Genomic DNA, 17482 nt, shown 5'->3' on the forward strand with positions numbered 1-17482 from the left:
CCGGGCGGTGCGCGGCCCGGCGGGGTCAGCCGCCGTTCAGGATGGACACCACCCGGGTCCCGGCCCGGGTGGTGTCCGCCGCGTGCGGCGTGCGGGCGGTGACCGTGCGGAACAGGTCGGCCGGCACGCGGCACTGCTCGACCAGCGCCCCGGCCCCGATCCCCTCCGACGCCAGCAGCTCGACCGCGCGCGGCAGCAGCGACGGTTGCTCCATCACCGTCACCAGGCCGGGCTCGCCGCGCCGCCACCCCCGCGCGGAGACGGTCGCCATGGCGTTGCGGTACGACACGTCGCCCAGCCGGCCCAGCCACCGCGCCCGGTACAGCAGCGCCTGAATACTCACGCCCCACTGCTCCTTGAGCCGGGCGAGCGTCGGCCACACCGCGCCGCCCATGCTCGCGGGCAGCAGGTCGCGGACCTGGTCGGCCGGCATCAGCAGCTCGGCGGCGAACCGGTGCGCCTGGTCCTCCACGCCCCGGACGCCCGGCTCGGCGTCGCCGTGCATCACCAGGTGCCCGAGCTCGTGCGCCACGTCGAACCGCTGCCGGTAGTAGTCGCGCTTGACCGGGTTGAGCACGACCACCGGCCGCAACCGGCTGTCGAACGAGTACGCGTCCACCGAGGCCGCCCCCGGCGGGCTGAACACGACCAGCACGCCGTGGTTCTCCAGCAGCCGCACCAGGTGACCCGCCGGGCCCGGCCCGATCCCCCACCGCTCGCGCACCAGCCGCGCGGCCCGCTCCGGGCCGTCGTCCGGGTCGTCCGCCGCGACCGGCAGGCACGGCACGTCCGGCTCGGGGAACTCGACGTGCCGCTCCAGGCTCGCCGCCACGTCCACCGCCACCTGCCCGTAGGCGAACGCCTGGTCGCGGGCGAGCTGGCTGGTCGACCGCAGCGACCGGAAGTGCGGAGTGGCGCTCACGGCGGCCACGTCGTCGGCGCGCACGGCGAAGAAACCGGGCTCCACGGCCAGGCTCAGCGCCAACTGCGCGACGGTCGCGGCGGTGGGCCGCTTCGCGCCCGACTCCCAGGCCGCCACGGCGGTCGGGCTCTTGTCCACCCGGCCCGCGAGGTCGCTCTTGCGCAGGCCGGCCAGCCTGCGGGCGAGGGTGAGCCGCGAGCCGTCGAACAGCGGGGCGACGTCGGCCGCCCGCACCGGAGAGCGAGGGTTCACCGCTCACCGGCGGCGAGACCGCCCCGACCACGCAGGCGGACGGGGGCGTCCGGGGCCGGGTCGGCCGCCGGGTCGGCCGCAGTGGGTGGCGGGGTCGCGGCGGCCCGCCGGTCCGCCGCCGGTGCGCCCAGCACGTCCACCCGCCACGCCCACGCCGGACCGCCGCCCGCGTTGAGCCGGGCGCGGCCCAGGATGAGCTCGGCGCGCCGGCTGACCGGGTCGAGGCTGTGCGCGACGACGTAGGTGTCGAGGTCGAGCACCTGGGAGGTGAGCGCGAACAGGCCGCCGACCCCTTCCTCGGCGGAGTGCTCGAACAGCGACGCCTGCGCCGGGTGCGCTTCGCGTTGCAGGGCGACGCGCTGCTTGGTGCTGCTGCGGCGGGCCCACGCCAGCGCGCCCAGCTTGCCGTACTCGCCCGCGGCGAGCAGGAACCGCCGGTGGCCGACCGCCCAGCCGGGGCTGTTGTTCAGGTTCGAGCGCTGCACCACGCCCGGCGCGACGCGCGGCATCGAGTCGATGTCCTTGCCGGACAGGCGGGCGTACAGCTCGTCCAGACCCGAGTCGGCGTCCGGCGCGGCGTAGCGCTCGCAGTGGAAGACGCGGTCCAGCCGGTTGCGGAACAGGGTGAAGCGGGTGTTGCCCAACCAGGCCGCGTCGTGGCCGTCTGCCTCGGAGAAGTCCTCCAGCGCCCGCGTGATCGCCGACTGGTACGCCCAGCGCAGGCCGTCCAGCACGCCGGCCGAGCCGAACTCCGCGAGGACTTCCCGCTGTTCCGTCATGACGTCCAACCTACCTCGCGACCAGTAGATCGTGCGTGGAAATGAACCGGCGTGTCGCACACCGCCGACCCGTCGCGCCCGGCAAGCGCCGGGAGTCCTCGGCGCTGCCGGCCCATGGCGGGAGCCCGAAGCGGCGAGCCGAACACCTCGGGTTGCCAATTAGTCGTATACGTCTATAGAGTGCGACCGTGCCCTTGGACGCCACCCGCAACAGCCTGGTCCTGCCGTTGCTCGGCCTGCTGGTCGAGCACCCCGCGCACGCCTACGACCTCACCACCCGCCTGCACGAGCGCTACCAGCGCGGCACGACCCGCAGCACCGTCACCACGTTGCTGAAAACCTTGGAACGCAACGGACTCGTCGCCGCCCGCGCCCCGGAGCAGGTCGGCAACCGGCCGCCGCGCACGGTCTACGAGCCGACCGCCGCCGGCCTCGCCGACTTCCGCGCCAAGGTCGAGTCCGGGCTGGTGGACTCGCCCGCCGCGTCGGTCGACTTCACCCTGGCCGTCGCCTACGTCGCGATCCTGCCCGCCGACCGCGCCGCCACCATCCTGGAGGACCGCGCCACCCGGCTCGACGGTGAGCTGGACGCCCTGCGGCTGCCGCCGGACGTGCGCGAGGCGCACATGCTCGAAGTCGCCTACTGGCGCTCGGTCGTCACCGCCGAGATCACCTGGACCCGCGCCACCGCCCAACGAATCCGCGCCGGCGAGCTCGACTGGCCCGACGCCGGACAGCCCCACCCCAACCAACAGAACACCAGCCGGCAGAACACCGAATGCCCCGACCACCGTCCGGAAAGGACCGACCCGTGAAGTTCGGCATCTACCCCGGGGGCCGCGCGGGCACGACCTGCTCGCGCCCGGCGGACCCGGCGGCGATCCGCGAGCTGGTCGACCGGCTCGCCGGCGGGCGGCCGTTCGTCGTCCGCGAGTACGTGCACCACCTCGGCGAACCGCACCGGCCGGACCTGGCCGCGAGCCTGGGCGCGCACCACGGGCTCGACCACCTCACGCTGCCCGACGAGTGGTACGCCGAGTCCGGGCGGGAGCTGGACCTCGTGGTCAGCTACCTCCCCGCGACGGCCGACCTGCCGGGGTGGCTGCGGTTCCTGGAGGCCGTGGTCGACCGCTACGGGCACCTGGTGCGCTTCCTCCAGGTCACGTTGGAGCCGAACTTCCCGATCCCGCTGATCGACGGCAGCTCGCCCGGCGTGCTCGACGCGCTGGTCCACGGCATCCCGCACGTCAAGTCCCTGCTGCGCGCACGCGGCCTGGCCCCGGCGGTCGGGTTCTCGGTGGCCGAGCCGGCCGAATGGCTGGGCGGCGACGACGCGTTCTGGGCGCACCTGAACTCCGTGCCGCACCAGGACTTCGCGGCCCACGTGGACTACGTCGGCCTCGGGCTCTACCCCGACGCCTTCTCCCCGGTCGCGCCGCGCGGCACACCGGGCGACGTCGGGTCGCTCACCGCGCACGCGTTGCGCCACCTGCGCGAGCACTCGCTGCCCCGCGCCCACATCCCGCCCGAAACCCCGATCCACGTGGTGGAGAACGGTTCCCCCAGCGGCGCGCCGCGCGACGGGGACGCGCAGCGCGAGTCGCTGACCGACATGATCGGCGCGGTGCTGGCCCTGCGCGCACCGCTGAACATCGCCCAGTACGAGCTGTTCTCCCTGCGCGACGCGGACAGCGGTACGTCGGCACCGCTCGGCTCACTCGGCCTGGTCACCGACACCTACGAGCCCAAGCCCGCCTTCGCGGCCTACCGCGACATCATCCGGTCGGCCGACGGGTAGGTGACGGCGGGCCGGGCGGTCAGCGACGTGCGGCGGGGTCCGACGCGGTGGCGATCAGGTCCTCGGGCGCGGACAACCGCCACGCCTCGAACACCAGCTCGGCCAGTTCGCCGGCGTCCACCCCGTCCAGCCGGACCACGACCCAGCCGAAGCCGCCGGCGGTGAACTGCTCCTCGAACACCTCCGGGCGTTCGGCCACCAGGGCCCGCTGCTCGGACAACGTCTGCTTGAGCCCCACGGTCCGCGTGCGCGGCCAGTGGTAGCCGAACCTCTTCCCGCGCACGGCGAAGGAGCTGTACTGCCCGCCTTCGGCACGCCGCACCTCCGCGAGCGCGCCTACCAGACCGAAGAACACATCACTGCCGACCGCCACTGGATTCCCCCGGAAAGTTCCGCGAACCCGAGTATACGTACGCATGTGCCGCCGAGCGCGCTTCGCCTAGGCTGCGGTCATGATCAGGACAGGCAGGCGGGTCCTCCTCGTGGTGGGACTCGTCGCCGTGGTGGGCGGGTGCAGCGTGCGGGTGGGCGGAACGCCCGTCGCGGGCCCGATCCCGACGACCACCACCACGGCGAAGGACAAGTCGCGGGCCACCGCCGTGAACCTGCTGGGCGACCTGCCCACGTTCGACCCGTGCAGCCTGTTCGACCCCGCCGACCTCAAGGCCTACGGCACGGCCGCGCTCTCCCCGCCCGAATCGCTGGACTACTGCCCGGCCACCCTGACCACGCCGGCCGGCACGGAGCTCGACGTGCAGGTCGGCAGCCTCGACCAGCTCGCCTCGGAGAGCGAGGTGCGGGCGGACTACCGGAACTACCGGGGCGGGCTGCGGATCGCCTACCAGCCGGACGACACCTACCAGTGCGCCCGCCGGCTGGTGTTCGCCGACCTGGTCACGCTCAGCATCACGGTGAGCAACTACAACACCGCCAAGACCACGTCGTCGGAGCTGTGCAACCCGGCCGACGCCCTGGCCACCGCCGCCGCCGACCGCGTGCTGGCCGAGGACGCCGGGCACCGCGCGTACCAGGCGCGGTCGATCGGCAAGGTCGACCCGTGCTCGATCGCGGCCCGGGACACCGTCGCCAAGGTCCCCGGCCTCCTGGGTGCGAAGGCCCGGCCCTACCCGGCGGCCCACCAGTGCCGCTGGAGCCGGGACGGCTCGGTCAACCCGCCCCGGATGCGGCTGACGTTCACCGTGGGGGTGCCGGCCGAGGCGGACGGCGGGAACACCACCGTCGAGGACGTCGCCGGGCGGCGGACGGCGATCAGCAGGACGGCGGTGACCTCGCTCGTGCTGTGCGTGGCCGAGACCGCCCACCTGCCGGTCGGGGACGGGGTGAGCGAGATCGCGCTCGTGGCGGTCACCCTGGCTCCCGGCAGTTCGGTCGACCTGGCCTGCACCACGGCCAAGGCCGTGGCCGCCGACGTGTGGCCCCTCCTGCCCCGGTAGGTCTTTCCGCACAATTCGCATCCCGCACATCCCTCGTTGGGGCACGATCGGTCACCCCCCGCAGTCCTGCGGCGAGCCACTGTTACCGGATCGGGGGATACACCGCGCCATTCGGGCAACGGCTCTTGCCCCGCAGATCCGGGCGGCGCAATCGTGGCCCATGGAATTGGCGGCGCTCGACCTGTTGCGCGACGGATTGCCGGACAGTTCCGCACCACGGCGGAAGGTCGTCGTGGTCGGAGCGGGGATAGCCGGGCTGACCACCGCCCTGCTGCTCAAGGAAGCCGGCCACGAGGTGGTCGTGCTGGAGGGCCAGAACCGGGTGGGCGGGCGAATCCTGACCCACCGGGGGTTCGCCGGGGACCTGTACGGCGAGTTCGGCGCGATGCGGTTCCCGGAACAGCACCCGCTGGTCCAGCACCTCATCAAGGAGCGGTTCGCGCTGGCCACCCGGCCGTTCCCGATGTACGACGAGGACACGTTCATCTACTTGCAGGGCAAGGGCGTGCGGCGCAAGGACTTCCGCGCCGACTCGTTCTCCTTCGACCTGTCCGCCGAGGAAGCCGCCCGGCCGCCGCACGAACTGCTCCGGCACACCGTGCAACCGCTCGTGGACATCATGGAGAACGAGGAGCCGGACAAGGCCTGGCACCGGCTGCTCACCGACTACGACAAGTACACGCTGCTCGGCTACCTCAAGGAGCGCGGGCTCGGTGACGGTGCGCTCGCCATGCTCGGCCCGCTGTTCAACCTCGAAGGGCGCTACCACTTCTCGCTCGTCGAGTGGTTCTCGCACTACTACGAGGACGTCTTCGGGAACCTGGTCTACATCGAGCAGGGCGCGGACTGCCTGCCACGCGCGTTCGAGCCCTACCTGATGGACGACATCCGGATGGGCGCGCAGGTACACGCGATCGACCAGGACGAGACCGGCGTGCGGGTGCACTTCCGCGCGGGCCGCCGCTCGCAGGTGGTGACCGCCGACGAGTGCGTCGTCACGGTCCCGTTCGCGAGCCTGCGGCACATGGAGATCAGCGGCCTGGACCCGGACAAGTGGTACGCGATCCGCAACACCTACTACGGGCGCGCGCACAAGCTGTTCATGCAGTTCTCCGAGCGGTGGTGGGAGACCTCGTACGGGATCACGCACGGGCTGACCGTCACCGACCTGGCGATCCGCAACATCGTCTACCCGCCGGCCGGGCAGGACACCCGCTACAAGCGGGGCGTGATGATCGCGTCGTACTGCTGGGAGCAGGACTCGATGCCGTACACGCCGCTGGCCGGGGAGGAGAGCGTCGCGCAGGCGCTGGAGGACCTGGTCAAGATCCACCCCGAGGCGCGGGACACCTTCGAGTTCGGCGTCTACAAGGACTGGGCCCTGGACTGGTTCGCGTGCGGGATCGGCCCGCTGTTCCGGGCGTTCGAGATGAGCGAGACGTTCTACGACGACGTGATCCGGCCGGTGGGCCGGGTGTGGTTCGCCAACGACGCCTGCGACCGGCGGCACCGCCGGTGGGCGGAGGGCGCGCTCAAGGCCGCCGTCAAGAACGCCTTCGCGATCCACGAGGGCATCCGCGACGAGATGCCGTGGAAGGACTGACCGGCGCGGCGATCGTTTCGCCGGGGCCTCGGGTGGCTACCCTGCGGGAGCGCGGAGGGAGACGACGTGGTCTCGGCGACGGTCAGGCGTCAGGGCAGGCAGTGGTGGGGGTTGGCGGGGTTCGTCGCGGCCGTGGTCGCGATCGCCCTGGTGGGGTCGCTGGCGGTGACCGGCTCGTCCGACCGGTACGGCTCCCTGGTGAAACCCCCGTGGGCCCCGCCCGGGTGGTTGTTCGGTCCGGTGTGGTCGGTGCTGTACCTGATGATCGCGGTCAGCGGCTGGCTGGTGTGGCGGCGCATCGGGTTCGGCCTGCCGCTGTGGGTCTACGCGGCGCAGCTCGTCCTGAACGCGTTGTGGACGCCGTTGTTCTTCGGCGCGGGCAGCTTCGAGCTGGCGGGCGCGGACATCGTCGCCCTGCTCGTGCTGATCACCGTCAACATCGGGCTGTTCCGGCGGATCTCGGGGGCGGCGGCGCTGCTGCTCGTGCCCTACTGGGTGTGGGTGGCCTTCGCGACCGCGCTGACCTTCGCGCTGTGGCGCGCCAACGCCTGACCGGAGCGCGGTGCGGCCGTGGTCATCCGGTCGACGGCACCGGCCCGTCGACGGGGTCCGGCTCCGCGACGGCGATCAGGCCCAGGGCGGTCCGGATCTCGATGTGCCGGGTCAGGAAGGCCCGCTCGTCGAGGCGCTTGCGCCGCAGCCAGCCGGTGACCTCGGCGTTGCACTTGCCGGCGTTGCACGAGCGGCAGGCGGGCACGACGTTGTCCACGGTGTAGCGGCCACCGCGCGAGATCGCCTGCACGCAGTCCCGCTGCAACGGCTGGTCGGTCGCGCCGCAGTAGGCGCACCCGCCCCAGGCGTCCCGGAGCGCGGCCCACTGCGCGTCGGTCAGGTCGTGCTCGACGCTGTCCATCCGGCGTTTGCGCTTGCGGGCGGCACGGCCCCGCCGGCTTCGGTCGACCGCCATCGGACCAGCCTACCGACCACCGGGCCCGACCGGCGGGCGGCGCACCGACTGCGGAGTCCCCACCCGCCCACCGGTGTGCGGTCCGGTCGATCCGGGAATCCGGGACACATGGACGAAGACGGACTTCCTCCCCGCGCACCGCCGCGCAGCGCGTTGACGCTGCGGCTGTGGCTCGCGGGTTTCGGCATCGTGCTCAACGGCGGGGCGGCGGTGCTGCTGGCGCGCGCCGGGTACGCGTTCCTCGCGGTGGTGCTCGGCCTGCTCGCCCTCGGGCTGGTGGCGGATCTCCTCTGGGTGGTCCACCGGAAGCGGCGCGGTGATCCCGGCTGATCGACACCAGGGGTGTAAATCGGGCAAAACGGGTAAAGGGTCTCATGACTACAGGTCGAGTAGCGGTGTTCGCCCCGTCCCCCCAGCTCACGGTGACGGTCGAGGTGCTGGACGGTGAGCCGGACATCCACGTCCACGCCGGCGGCCAGGGCGTGTGGCAGTCCCGGATGATCCAGTCCCTGGGCGTCGAGGTCGTGCTGTGCGCGGCGCTCGGCGGTGAGACCGGGCAGGTGCTGCGGCACCTGGTCGGCGTGGAGTTGAAGGCGCGCGACGTCGCCGCCCGCAACGGGGCCTACGTGCACGACCGCCGCGATGGCGTGCGCGACCCCCTCGTGGTGATGCCGGCGGACGCGCTGTCGCGGCACGAACTGGACGACCTGTACGAGATGACCCTGGTCGAAGCGCTGCGCGCGGGCGTGGCCGTGCTCAGCGGGCCCGCCGAGGACGACGAGCCGGTGCCGGACTCGGTCTACGAGAGGCTCGCCGCGGACCTCGGCGGCAACGGCTGCCAGGTGGTGGTGGACCTCTCCGGCGGACGGTTGGCCGCCGCGCTCGCCGGCGGCCCGGCGGTGGTCAAGGTCAGCCACGAGGAACTGGTCTCCGACGGCCTCGCCGAGTCCGACTCGCTGCCCGACCTGGCGAAGGCGTGCCGCAAGCTCGCCGACTCGGGGGTCGGCACGGTCGTGGTGTCCCGCGCGGCGGACGACACGCTGGCGATGGTCGACGGCGGGTTCGTCCTGGTCGAGTCGCCCGACATGTCCCCCGTGGACACCCGGGGCGGTGGCGACTCGATGACCGCCGGACTGGCCGCCGGCCTGGCGCAGGGCCTGTCCGTCGAGGACTCGCTCAAGCTCGGCGCGGCGGCCGGCGCGGTCAACATCATGCGGCACGGCCTCGGGTCGGGCAGCGGGGAGGTCGTCCGCGAAATGGTCGGGCGGGTACGGCTCAAGCAGTGGGAGGACGACAGGTGAAAGCGCTCATCACCAACGACGACGGCATCGACTCGCCCGGGTTGCTCGCCCTGGCCCGCGGTGCGGTGGACCACGGCTGGACCACGGTCGTGGCCGCGCCCGCGCGGGAGTCCAGCGGCACCGGCGCGGGCCTGACCGCCGCCGAGGACGAGCGGCGGGTGCGGGTGGAGCGCCGGGAGCTGGCCGGGCTGCCCGGCGTGCCCGGCTACGCGGTCGCCGCCCACCCCGCGTTCATCGCGCTGGTGGCGTCCCAGGGTTCGTTCGGCGGTCCCCCGGACATCGTGCTGTCCGGGATCAACCGGGGTGCGAACGTCGGTCGCGCCGTGCTGCACTCCGGCACCGTCGGCGCGGCGCTGACCGCGTCGATCAACGGCGCGCGCTCGATGGCCGTCTCGCTCGACGTCGGCCTGGAGTGGGACGTGGAGCACTGGAGCACCGCGGTCGAGGTGGCCACCGGTCTGTTCGACCGGCTGGCCGCCGCGCCGCCCGGCACGACGCTCAACCTCAACGTCCCCAACCGGCCGCGAGCCGGTGTGCCGCGCCGCGCGTCGCTGGCGGAGTTCGGCATGGTGCGCAGCCGCGTCAAGGAGACCGACGACGGGTCGATCACCCTGGCCTCGATCGTCGTGGAAGGCGACCTGCCGCCGGGCAGCGACGCGGTCCTGCTCGCCGAGGGCCACTCGACCGTGACCCCGCTGCTGCCGGTGACCGAGGACCGGGACGTGGACTGGTAGGGCGGGCGGGGTCAGACGGCCCGCGACGGCACCAGGCCCTCGAACAGCTTCTCGACCTCCACCGCGATCTGGCCGACCGCGTACCGGGCGTGGACCCGGTCGAAGGCGGCCATGCCGAACGCCTGCCGCAGGCCGTGTTCGCTGAGCACGGCCCGCAGCGCGCGGGCCAGGGCGGCGGTGTCGCGCGGCGCGGCCAGGCGTCCGGTCACCCCGTCCACGACCGTCTCGGGCAGCACCCCCACGGCGGTGGCCACGACCGGCACCCCGCAGGCCATCGCTCGCAGCGCCACCGTCGGGTCGGCTTCGCCGCGCGCCGGGCACACCACCACGTCGGCCGACCGCAGCAGGGCGGGCAGCGCGGTGCGCCCGTCGAACCGCACGCGGTCGGCGACGCCGCACACGTCGGCGTGCGCGGCCAGCCGGCGCGCGCACGGCCCGCCCGGCGCGGCGGCGACGACCAGTTCGGTGTCCGGCAGCGAGCGCAGCACGGCCACCACGTCCTGGAACCCCCGCTCGGGGAGCGGCTCGCCGACCGCGACCAGGCGGGACCCCGCGCCCCGGGGCGCGGCCGGCCCGTCGGGGTGGAAGACGTCGGTGTCCACGGCGGCCGGGACCACGGAGATGTTCGACCGCCGGACCCCCAGCCCGAGCAGGGCCAGGCGCTGGTCGACGCTCACCGCGAGCACGTGCGCGGCCTCGCGGCCGACCAGGCGTTCGGCCCGGGTCCGCTCGGCGTCGCCGGATCGGCCGACCTCGACGCCGCCGAACGACTGGACCACCACCAGGCCCGACTCGCGCGAGGCGACCAGGGCGGCCACCCCGGCCGCCGTGCCGCGGGCGTGCACGACGTCCGGCGGGTCGGTGCGCCACCGGCAGGTGAAGCGGGCGACGGACTCCCCCACGTCCTCGCCCACCTCGTCGACGGTGATGTCGTGCCCCGAGCGGGCGAGCGCGGCGTCCACGGGGTCGTGGACGTCGCTGACGACGGCGATCTTCACGCGACCTCCTGCTGTGGTGGGTATCACGCGCGAACGCGGAGCGGGTCGCCGACCGGACCCGGTCCGTCCACAGAGGACCTACCAGCGGAGGCGGCCCGCGGCCTCGGCGCGGCGGCCACCGGGAGGTTTGGCCGGCAGCCGGTCGCCCAAACCACCTGACCGGGCGAATCACCCCGATCGCGCTTGACGAGCCGGCACCCGCCCGAGCGGCCACACTCCCGTGAGGACCGTCCCGGCCCGCGCCGGCCGGGCGGGGACGCGTGGAGGAGGCGTTGTGGACGTAGCGAGCAGGTGGGACACCGCCAGGGCGTTCGGCGCGGTGCTGCTGCCCACGCTGGCCAAGGGCGTGATCGTCCGGCGGCCGGGCGCGATGGCACTGGCCGGGCGGTGGCAGACCGACGCGTCCGCGATCGCCGTGCTCCGGTCGTTGCGCGACCGGTACGGGGCGGGGCCGCTGCGGCTGCGGGTCACCGGCCGCAGCTTCGCGCTGGTGCTGGACCCCGGGGACGTGGGCAGGCTGCTCGCCGAGTCCCCCGAGCCGTTCGCGCTCGCCACGCGGGAGAAGCGCGCCGCGCTGGCGCACTTCCAGCCGCACGGCGTGCTGGCGTCGCGCGGCGCGGCCCGGGAACGGCGCAGGCGGTTCACCGAGCGCGTGCTCAGGCCCGAGGGCGTCGACGTCGAGCCGGTGGTGCGGGACGAAGCGGACCTGCTGGCGCGGCACGTGCACAGCGCGGGCGAGCTGACCTGGGACGCGTTCACCCAGACGTGGTGGCGGGTGGTGCGGCGGATCGTGCTCGGCGGCGGCGCGCGCGGTGACGTCGAGCTCACCGAGGAGCTGGCGGCGCTGCGGCGGGCCGGGAACTGGGCGTACCTGCGACCCCGTCGCGACGCCCTGCGCCACCGGTTCGACCGCCGGCTGCGCGCGCACCTGGACCGCGCGGAGCCCGGCAGCCTCGCCGCCACCGCCCCCGCCGACGACCTGGCCGGGCAGGTCCCGCACTGGCTGTTCGCGTTCGACGCGGCCGGGATCGTCACCATGCGCGCGCTGGCCATCGGCGGCACGGGCGCGGCGGGCGTGCTGGAGTCCGCGCGGCTGTGGCCGACCACGCCGATCCTGCTCCGGGAGAGCACCCGGCCGACCCGCTGGCGCGGCGGGTGGCTGCCCGCCGGCACGACGTTCGTCGTGTTCACCCCGTACTTCCACCGGCGGGGGCCGCACGCCGACGAGTACGCGCCCGGCCTGTGGCCGACCGACGACCCGGCGATCGTGCCGTTCAGCGGCGGTCCCGGGGTGTGCCCGGGGCGCGACCTCGTGCTGCTGACCGCCGGCACGATGCTCGACGCGCTGCGCGAGCACCTCGCCGGGCCCGTGCTGCGGGCACCCCTGCCCGCCACCCTCGACCACTTCACCCTGCGCATACCCGCGCGGTGACCGGCCGACGCGATCGTGCGCCCCGGGCCACGTTCAAACGGCCCGCCGGCGGGTATGCGGCTGGTGTGGACACGACAACCGCACAGCACTCGTTGTGGCTGACCGACGCCGCACGCCACTACCCGCTCGTCTCGAACACGGCGGTGGACGTCGCCGTGGTGGGGGCCGGTTTCGCCGGTGTGACGACCGCCCTGCTGCTCAAGCGCGCCGGGCTGCGCGTCGCGCTGGTCGAGGCCGACCGGGTGGGCAGCGGGACCAGCGGGAACAACACGGCCAAGGTCACCGCGTTGCAGGCCACGGTCTACTCCGAGCTCACCCGCGCCCACGGGGCCGACGCGGCGGCCGACTACGCGGCGGCGAGCCTGGCGGGCGTCGCCCAGGTGGCGCAGTGGGCGGCGGACGCGGACTGCGACCTGCGCCGGATGCCCGCCTACACCTACGCGGCCACCCGCGAGGAGATCGCGGCCGTCGACCAGGAAGCCGCCGCCGCGCTCGACGCGGGGCTGCCGGTGGCCCGCGACCGGGGCGAACAGCTCGGGGTGCCGTTCGAGGTGTACGACGCCGTCCGGCTGGACGACCAGCTCACGCTGCACCCGGTGAAGTACCTGCACGCGCTCGCCGCGCAGGTCGACGGCGACGGCTCGTACGTGTTCGAGGGCAGCCGCGTGACCGGGATCGACTCGGGCACGCCGTGCGTCGTGCACACCGCGTCGGGCGAGGTCGTCGCCGAGCGCGTGGTCGTGGCGACGCACTTCCCGCTGCTGGACCGGGGCGCGTACTTCGCCCGGTTGGAGACCGTGCGGGCGTACTGCGTGGCCGCGCGGCTGCGCTCGGGCGCTCCCCCGACCGGCCTGGGGATCAGCGCGGGCGAGCCCTCGTGGTCGCTCGCCGTGCACGGCGACCTCCTGGTGGTGTGCGGCGGGAGTCACCCGACCGGGTCACCGGAGGACGAGCCGTACCGGGCGTTGGAGGACTACGCCCACAAGCGCTGGGACGTCGCCGAGTTCACCCACCGGTGGTCGGCGCAGGACGTCGTCGCGTTCGACCGGATGCCGATGGTCGGGTCGTACACGCCCGGCTCCGACCGGGTGTTCGTGGCGACCGGGTTCCGCAAGTGGGGCCTGTCCGGCGGCACGTTCGCCGGGCTCGCGCTCGCCGCCGAGCTGACCGGCGACCCGCTGCCGTGGGCCGCCCGGTTCACCCCGCACCGGATGTCCCCGCGCTCGGTGCCGACGCTGCTGCGCAAGAACGCCGAGGTGGTCGTGGACCTGGTGGGCGACCGGCTCCGGCCCGGCAACGTCGCCTCGGTCGACGAGGTGCCGCGCGGGCACGGCCGGTTGGTGCGGCACGGCCTGGGCAAGGTCGCCGCGTTCCGCGACGACGACGGCGAGCTGCACGTGGTGTCGGCGCGCTGCACGCACCTGGGGTGCCTGGTGCGCTTCAACGACGCCGAACGGAGCTGGGACTGCCCGTGCCACGGTTCGCGGTTCGGCGTGGACGGCGAAGTCCTGGAAGGCCCGGCCACCGATCCCCTGCCCCGCCGCGAACTCGGCGACTGATCGAAGACCGTTTTGCCGAACGTCCTCGCGCTTGGGAAACCCTGTCGGAATGAGTCGAGGCGTCGGCAGCAGATCAGCGCGATGGCCCTGGGTGCTACCGACACCCAGGGCCATCGCGCTGATCACGGCCGGCCGACTTCGTCACATCGGCCGACCACGCGGCCGCACCATCAGATCTGCCAGTCGGAGCCGGTCTGGTTGTTCACCCACATCCCCGCCGCGATCTCGCGGTAGTAGCCGCTGAACCAACCAGTGCTGCAATACACCACCGCAGCGATGGTGACCGCCGAACCACCGGAATTGTAGGTCACGTTGACAGTGCGGCTCCTGCCGTTCTGCCACGAAGCGGGCGGATTGGTGCCCGGCACGACATCGATCAGCGAACGGGACACCGATCCTTTGTACTCGTTGTTCAGTCGGCAGTTCCAGTCGCCGATCGAAATCGTCACCGTCTTGCCCACCGCCAACGCGGGCTGCGCCAGCGCAAAGGTCGCCACCAGCGTGAGACCCACGGCAAGTAAAGCTTTGGTCAGCCTTTTCCTCATATCCCCTTCTCCATTAAAGCTTCCACCCGCACCGCTCACGAGTGCCACTCAACCCCTCGGGTCGATGCTCACACCATGGGACAGCCGTCATCCCAAAAGGGTGTCAATCCCGCTCCAAGGTCGATTCGAGGTCGACATGGGATACTTTTGGGAAGCCATCGCCGGACGGCGGAATCCCCAGCCCAGAGGAGATCGCCAGTGATCAGTGCCGGGACGCTGACCGACATCATCAAGCGGTTGCGCGAGAAGGAGGGCCTGACCGCCCTGAAGCTCCGGGAGCACCCCCTCCTCCTCGAAGTGCTCGGCACCTCGGACATCGAGGAAGGCGAGAAGCGGTTGCGGGACACCGCCCATGCCCTCGCCGACACGATGACCGGTCTCGCCATCCGCAACGCGCTTGCCGTCGGCTTCTCCGTGGAAAGGAATCTCAGCGAACGACGCCGATTAGCTATCCAAGGGATCAAGTCGAGAGAGGGGTTGGACCGGCCGAGCAGAAGCACGCTCAACCGCCGGGAAGAGGCGGGTGCCCAGGATCTGGCCGAACTGCTCCTGGAGCGGTACCGGAACAAGAATCCAGCGCTACTCCCGGCAGACCAGGTCGGCAGGAAGGCTTCAACCCCTCCAACGTCGACCACCCCTGACCGGCCGGTGGATACCGCAGGACGCACAAGATCACCCCGACGTGGTGTGCTGATCGTGGCTCTGGTGGGCCTCATCGGCCTGGGAGCGCTGATTGTCCACAGGGTGACCGACGGGCCGAGCGACACGGCGGACGATCCGACAACCCCGCCCGACGCCTTGCAGGTCGAAGCCCGCTACGACGGCAAAGACCCGCGCGGGCTCGACGGGACGGACAGCAAATGTGCCGATCCGCCCGCGAGCGAGCCGGTGGAGTCGAGCAGGCCAGCGGTTTTCGGTCCCGAAGGTAAGCGAATCGGCATTATCGAACTACGCACCTCGCCTGCCTGTCCGGTGATCTGGGCGCGTGTGCTCTGGGGTGGCCTCAACGAGGGCACGTACGTCATACCGGCCGGGTGGACGCTCCACGTCATCGGCCACCGCCCGGAAACGGGAACCCGATTCGACTTCACCGAGCCGTCGCGGGCGACTCCCATCCCCTACGGTCTCGGCCCGATGCTCACCACGCTCCGGGGCTGCGTCTTCGTGGAAGCCTACTTCACCAGCGGTGACCAGAAGACGGTTCCGGCCACCACTTCCTGCGCACAGCGGTGAAGACGAGATCAGCCGGCGTCACCGAAGGCGACTCCCCTCAATCATGAAGAATGCTCGATCGACCGGATCACACCGGGACGTGGTTCCTGGGACGTGGTGCCTGGAGCCCGGTCCCGCGCGGTCCGCGCTCAGGAACCCGACGGGGGCCGGGTCTGCGACGCCTTCCGGGTCAGGGCGAACCCGAGACCGGTCATGACCAGCGCCGAGCACAGGTGCAGCCACCCGTCGGCGGTGTTGATCGGCAGGAAGTTCGCGGGGCCGGGGGCGGTGCCGACCACCAGGCCGTAGAACCACAGCACCATGTAGAACACGCCACCGCTGACCAGGAACAGGCTGGCACCGCGCACCGACCGGGCCGTCACGACACCCCAGACGCCGATCAGCAGGTGGATGATGTTGTGCAGCACCGACACGGCGAACACCCCGAACAGCAGCGCCTCCGAGTCGCCCGCGAACCTCAGCGCGTCGTGGTTCGTGGTCAACCCCGGCACGAAGCCCGCGACGCCGAGCGCCAGGAACACCACGCCGACGACGTAAGCCGCGGTCCGCACCGGTGCCCGTCTGAGTGCGCCAACCCGCGACATCGCCACTCCTGTCACCATCGCTGTCCTCCGTCGGTCGATCCTCGGCTACCCGCGCCCCGGAAGTGGGAAACCGCGTGCCGCCGCCCCGGTCAGACCACCCGGACGGCGGCACGCGGTGCGGCGGTCGAGGCGCGGACGACCACGTGCGGCAGGAGGTGGATGTGGAGCTCCGCGCGGTCCTTGCGACCGCTGTGCAGCTTGCGGAGCAGGAACTCGACGGCCAGCCGGCCCACGTTCTCGCGCGGTGGCGCGACCGCCGTCAGCGGGATGTCGGCCAGGCCCGCGAACTCGTCGTCGTAGGCGATGACCGACAGGTCGTCGGGCACGACCAGGCCGCGCTGCCGCGCCCGTCGCAGGACCTGGATCGCGATGCTGTCCGGGTGCGCGAGGACCGCGGTGACCCCGTGGCGGGCGAACCCGTCCAGGAAGTCGTCCAACCGCCGCGCGATCTCCTCGTGGGCGTGGTCCTCGTGGCGGGGCATGGCGGGCGAGAGCCCCAACGCCGCCACCGCCGCGTCGTAGCCCCGGGTGATCCACCCGCTGGCCGGCGAGCGGCCGGTGATCAGCGCGACGTCGCGGTGACCCAGCTCGGCCAGGTGGCGCACGGCCTGGATCGCGCCGTGCCGGTGGTCCGAGGCCACGTACTCCACCGGGGGCAGGTGCGCGGTCGGTGCGCAGGACCGCTCGACGAACAGCACCGGAACGGGCAGCTCGGCGAGCCACTCCAGCGCCGGGACCGGTCGGGACCCCGGCTCGCCGGGCGTGAGCAGGAGGCCGTCGACCCGGGCTTCCAGGAGCCGTCGGACCGGGGACCGGTCGTCGTCGAGGTGGCCGTCCGACACGGCGAGCACGAGCTTGGTGTCCCGGGCCTGGGCGGCGCGGCGCGCGCCCTCCACCACCTCGCGGAAGTACTGGCTCGCGGCCGGGACCACCATGCCGATGGCGGCCCGGTGACCGGTCGGCCGGCGCAGCGCCGGGGCGACCACCGCGTCCTGGACCGCGCCGGGCAGCACCGCGCCGCCGTGCACCCGGGTCACGTCCCCGCGCTCCTCCAGCTCCGCGAGATCGCGGCGGACGGTGATCGCGGAGACGCCGAGCCTGGTCGCGAGCTCGGCGGCGCGGACGCTCCCGGCCGCGCGCACGGCCATCAGGATCGCGTGGTGTCTCCGGCTCGCGTCCATGCGCGCCTCCTGGCTGGTCGTGCGGTCGAACGACCGTGCCAGGATCATATGCGCGCACCGCACGCCGATTCCGGTCCTGCGGCGGACCGGGTGGGCGGGGTGACCGCCCCCGGACCACGCCGGGCCGCCTCGCCCGGGGA

Annotated in this window: 19 protein-coding genes; 11 read left to right on the forward strand and 8 right to left on the reverse strand. The window is 73.0% G+C overall.

The features are described from left to right. Positions 1–25: 25 nt before the first annotated feature. Both AB0G01_RS17965 and AB0G01_RS17970 read right to left on the reverse strand, forming a co-directional pair. Positions 26–1174 carry an XRE family transcriptional regulator gene (locus AB0G01_RS17965; protein ID WP_360946705.1) on the reverse strand — a complete coding sequence of 383 codons (1149 nt, stop codon included), beginning with the start codon at positions 1172–1174 and terminating at the stop codon, positions 26–28. After that, the gene (locus AB0G01_RS17970; RefSeq protein WP_360946708.1) at positions 1171–1953 is read right to left on the reverse strand and encodes a hypothetical protein; all 783 of its coding nucleotides are present in this window, start codon (positions 1951–1953) and stop codon (positions 1171–1173) included. Before AB0G01_RS17970 ends, AB0G01_RS17965 begins: the two co-directional genes overlap by 4 nt. Positions 1954–2141: 188 nt before the next feature. On the opposite strand from AB0G01_RS17970, the gene AB0G01_RS17975 reads away from it, so the two are divergent. Together AB0G01_RS17975 and AB0G01_RS17980 are read left to right on the forward strand one after the other, a co-directional pair. Next, positions 2142–2768, forward strand: coding sequence for a PadR family transcriptional regulator (locus AB0G01_RS17975; protein WP_360946711.1), 627 nt, complete (start codon positions 2142–2144; stop codon positions 2766–2768). After that, positions 2765–3751, forward strand: coding sequence for a hypothetical protein (locus AB0G01_RS17980; RefSeq protein ID WP_360946714.1), 987 nt, complete (start codon positions 2765–2767; stop codon positions 3749–3751). Before AB0G01_RS17975 ends, AB0G01_RS17980 begins: the two co-directional genes overlap by 4 nt. Positions 3752–3770: 19 nt before the next feature. On the opposite strand, the gene AB0G01_RS17985 is transcribed toward AB0G01_RS17980, so the two are convergent. Then, positions 3771–4124 (reverse strand): MmcQ/YjbR family DNA-binding protein, encoded by a 354-nt coding sequence (locus tag AB0G01_RS17985; RefSeq protein ID WP_360946717.1) that lies wholly within the window; start codon positions 4122–4124, stop codon positions 3771–3773. 79 nt (positions 4125–4203) lie between these two features. Between AB0G01_RS17985 and AB0G01_RS17990 the strand changes: the two genes are divergently transcribed. From AB0G01_RS17990 to AB0G01_RS18000, 3 genes are all read left to right on the forward strand, one after another. Next, positions 4204–5205, forward strand: a complete 1002-nt coding sequence (locus AB0G01_RS17990) for a hypothetical protein (protein ID WP_360946720.1) — start codon at positions 4204–4206, stop codon at positions 5203–5205. 160 nt (positions 5206–5365) lie between these two features. Then, a complete protein-coding gene (locus AB0G01_RS17995; RefSeq protein WP_360946723.1) occupies positions 5366–6808 on the forward strand; it encodes an NAD(P)/FAD-dependent oxidoreductase in 1443 nt (480 codons plus the stop codon). A gap of 66 nt (positions 6809–6874) precedes the next feature. Next, positions 6875–7360, forward strand: a complete 486-nt coding sequence (locus tag AB0G01_RS18000) for a TspO/MBR family protein (protein ID WP_360946725.1) — start codon at positions 6875–6877, stop codon at positions 7358–7360. 22 nt (positions 7361–7382) lie between these two features. Here AB0G01_RS18000 and AB0G01_RS18005 read toward each other — a convergent pair whose 3' ends face one another. Then, positions 7383–7775, reverse strand: a complete 393-nt coding sequence (locus AB0G01_RS18005; RefSeq protein WP_360946727.1) for an HNH endonuclease — start codon at positions 7773–7775, stop codon at positions 7383–7385. A 108-nt stretch (positions 7776–7883) separates the two neighbouring features. On the opposite strand from AB0G01_RS18005, the gene AB0G01_RS18010 reads away from it, so the two are divergent. The 3 genes from AB0G01_RS18010 to AB0G01_RS18020 all read left to right on the forward strand — a co-directional run bounded on the left by AB0G01_RS18010 (position 7884) and on the right by AB0G01_RS18020 (position 9810). Beyond that, positions 7884–8105, forward strand: coding sequence for a DUF6343 family protein (locus AB0G01_RS18010; RefSeq protein ID WP_360946729.1), 222 nt, complete (start codon positions 7884–7886; stop codon positions 8103–8105). Between the two features lie 65 nt (positions 8106–8170). Continuing rightward, the gene (locus AB0G01_RS18015; RefSeq protein ID WP_360946731.1) at positions 8171–9076 is read left to right on the forward strand and encodes a PfkB family carbohydrate kinase; all 906 of its coding nucleotides are present in this window, start codon (positions 8171–8173) and stop codon (positions 9074–9076) included. After that, positions 9073–9810 carry a 5'/3'-nucleotidase SurE gene (locus tag AB0G01_RS18020; RefSeq protein WP_360946732.1) on the forward strand — a complete coding sequence of 246 codons (738 nt, stop codon included), beginning with the start codon at positions 9073–9075 and terminating at the stop codon, positions 9808–9810. Before AB0G01_RS18015 ends, AB0G01_RS18020 begins: the two co-directional genes overlap by 4 nt. 11 nt (positions 9811–9821) lie before the next feature. On the opposite strand, the gene AB0G01_RS18025 is transcribed toward AB0G01_RS18020, so the two are convergent. Further along, entirely contained in the window at positions 9822–10808 is a 987-nt protein-coding gene (locus AB0G01_RS18025) for a glycosyltransferase (protein ID WP_360946733.1), read from the reverse strand. A 274-nt stretch (positions 10809–11082) separates the two neighbouring features. Between AB0G01_RS18025 and AB0G01_RS18030 the strand changes: the two genes are divergently transcribed. Continuing rightward, positions 11083–12240 (forward strand): cytochrome P450, encoded by a 1158-nt coding sequence (locus tag AB0G01_RS18030; RefSeq protein ID WP_360946735.1) that lies wholly within the window; start codon positions 11083–11085, stop codon positions 12238–12240. Between the two features lie 65 nt (positions 12241–12305). Next, positions 12306–13799, forward strand: a complete 1494-nt coding sequence (locus AB0G01_RS18035) for an FAD-dependent oxidoreductase (protein WP_360946737.1) — start codon at positions 12306–12308, stop codon at positions 13797–13799. A 170-nt stretch (positions 13800–13969) separates the two neighbouring features. Here the strand turns inward: AB0G01_RS18035 and AB0G01_RS18040 are convergent, their stop codons facing one another. Continuing rightward, a complete protein-coding gene (locus tag AB0G01_RS18040; RefSeq protein WP_360946739.1) occupies positions 13970–14344 on the reverse strand; it encodes a hypothetical protein in 375 nt (124 codons plus the stop codon). Positions 14345–14542: 198 nt separating this feature from the next. Between AB0G01_RS18040 and AB0G01_RS18045 the strand changes: the two genes are divergently transcribed. After that, complete coding sequence (locus AB0G01_RS18045) at positions 14543–15577, forward strand: hypothetical protein (protein ID WP_360946741.1); 1035 nt, start codon at positions 14543–14545, stop codon at positions 15575–15577. 128 nt (positions 15578–15705) lie between these two features. Here AB0G01_RS18045 and AB0G01_RS18050 read toward each other — a convergent pair whose 3' ends face one another. Together AB0G01_RS18050 and AB0G01_RS18055 are read right to left on the reverse strand one after the other, a co-directional pair. Continuing rightward, a complete protein-coding gene (locus tag AB0G01_RS18050; RefSeq protein WP_360946743.1) occupies positions 15706–16128 on the reverse strand; it encodes a DUF4383 domain-containing protein in 423 nt (140 codons plus the stop codon). A 122-nt stretch (positions 16129–16250) separates the two neighbouring features. Further along, complete coding sequence (locus AB0G01_RS18055; protein ID WP_360946745.1) at positions 16251–17390, reverse strand: substrate-binding domain-containing protein; 1140 nt, start codon at positions 17388–17390, stop codon at positions 16251–16253. Between the last annotated feature and the right edge of the window lie 92 nt (positions 17391–17482).

It is taken from the genome of Actinosynnema sp. NPDC023587 (genome assembly GCF_040640215.1).
Taxonomy (GTDB): Bacteria; Actinomycetota; Actinomycetes; order Mycobacteriales; family Pseudonocardiaceae; genus Actinosynnema.